Raw genomic sequence first — 1679 nt, 5'->3', positions numbered from 1 at the left:
TGCTCATGCTGAGTTTCCAGCACTAGATTAACTGCCCGTTCACGGACTTCCGGAGAGTAACGTTTGGTCGTTGTCATAGAGACCTCCACTTTTAAAGTATAGACTCTAATTTATCCGGGGTGATTCAGTCGTTCGGCGGCGATCACTTCGTTACCCTGCCGTTGCTACGCGCCCACGCCAAGCACTTTGGCAAAATGGCGCTGGTGCATTTTGACGCCCACACCGATACCTATGCCAACGGCAGCAAGTTCGATCATGGCACCATGTTTTATCATGCGCCAAACGAAGGGTTAATCAGCCCCGCGCATTCGGTGCAGATAGGCATCCGCACCGAGTTTGAACGCGATAACGGTTTCACCGTGCTGGATGCGGGACAGGTTAATGACCGCAGCGTTGATGACATCCTGGCGCAGGTGAAGCAGATTGTGGGGGATTTGCCGGTCTATTTGACCTTTGATATCGACTGTCTCGATCCTTCGGCGGCGCCAGGCACCGGCACGCCGGTTATCGGCGGCCTGACCAGCGATCGGGCGTTGAAGTTGGTGCGCGGCCTGCAACCGCTGAATATTGTCGGTATGGACATCGTCGAGGTCGCGCCGGCCTACGATCATTCGCAGATCACCGCGCTGGCCGCCGCCACGCTGGCGCTGGAAATGCTTTACATCCAGGGCGCCAAGCGGGGCGACGACTGACGGGGAAGGCGGTGTGCTGGATGGCCTCTGGGATCATGCCAGCACGCGCCAAGGATACGACAGACGCGGGACTTGCGCGACGTCCGCTCTGCGTCCGCCGTGGCAAACGGCTTGACCTGTCTGCTTTCGCCCGTGCCGCGGGCGATTTCGTCGTTTGCCCGCGGGTAAGGTCTAATTTAATAACAGCAGGCAAGATAAGTCATCGCCAAAATTCAGTTTATCGATGAGCGCATCAAGCTGGGGCCGGAAATGGGCGGAGTGCATCGTCACGGTGGCGTAATGACTAAAAGTTAACTGAACCGCTTCTTCCGAGACGGTGCGGCCACGGATCGACTGTACCGATAGCAGGGTTTTCAGGTAGAAAAAATCGATAAAATAGTAATATAAATGTCTTAAGCTATGGCTAAGATCCTGTAAGCCGAATGTCGTGTGATGGAACTGATACAAGAAATAATTCTTAAGGACGTGCGGCGCGGCCAGGCAACTGTCATTAAGCAGTTTTCTCCATTCATCATCCAATATGTGCCAATTCTCGGGCATCGCCGCTTGCAACGTTTCGTCTTGCAGACCAAAAAATTGCATGGTATCGCCAACCGAGGAGAGCAGGTGTTGTCGCGATCGTCCCGTGGTGGTGAAAAAACGCAGCATCACCAAAAGCAAAGAGAATTTGAAGTGGTGTCTGGCCGGTGTGGTGATAGCCTTTCTTTTTTGATAAATCTGAATAACCCCGAGTTTATTAGAGAGTAATTTTGGCAATACTACGCCGCTTCCTCTGATGCTAATTGCAAAGCGTAATAGTTCATTTCGGCTTCAGTAGGAGGGATGTAACCCAGCCGCCCGAGCAGCCTTCTGTTGTTGTACCAGTCCACCCAGTCCAGCGTGGCCAACTCCACTTCCGTCCGGTTTTTCCAGCTCCCGCGGTGGATAACCTCCGTTTTGTACAACCCGTTGATACTCTCTGCCATCGCATTATCGTAGGAGTCGCCG

At 53.5% G+C, this 1679-nt stretch carries 2 protein-coding genes and 1 pseudogene; 1 reads left to right on the top strand and 2 read right to left on the bottom strand.

Annotated elements, in window-relative coordinates:
- Positions 1-128: 128 nt before the first annotated feature.
- Positions 129-692: pseudogene (gene speB / locus CINSTRO3249_RS15660) on the top strand (agmatinase); the annotation flags it as partial.
- A 171-nt stretch (positions 693-863) separates the two neighbouring features.
- On the opposite strand, the gene CINSTRO3249_RS15655 reads toward speB, so the two are convergent.
- The gene (locus CINSTRO3249_RS15655) at positions 864-1448 is read right to left on the bottom strand and encodes a hypothetical protein (protein ID WP_074013888.1); all 585 of its coding nucleotides are present in this window, start codon (positions 1446-1448) and stop codon (positions 864-866) included.
- 2 nt (positions 1449-1450) lie between these two features.
- The coding region (locus CINSTRO3249_RS15650) for an integrase core domain-containing protein (RefSeq protein WP_143146879.1) at positions 1451-1679 on the bottom strand (229 nt) is incomplete at its 5' end.

It is taken from the genome of Candidatus Sodalis sp. SoCistrobi, assembly GCF_900143145.1.
Classification (GTDB): Bacteria; Pseudomonadota; Gammaproteobacteria; order Enterobacterales; family Enterobacteriaceae; genus SoCistrobi.
Note: the sequence above shows the minus strand (reverse complement) of the source record. Positions and strands in the feature narration are given on the sequence as shown.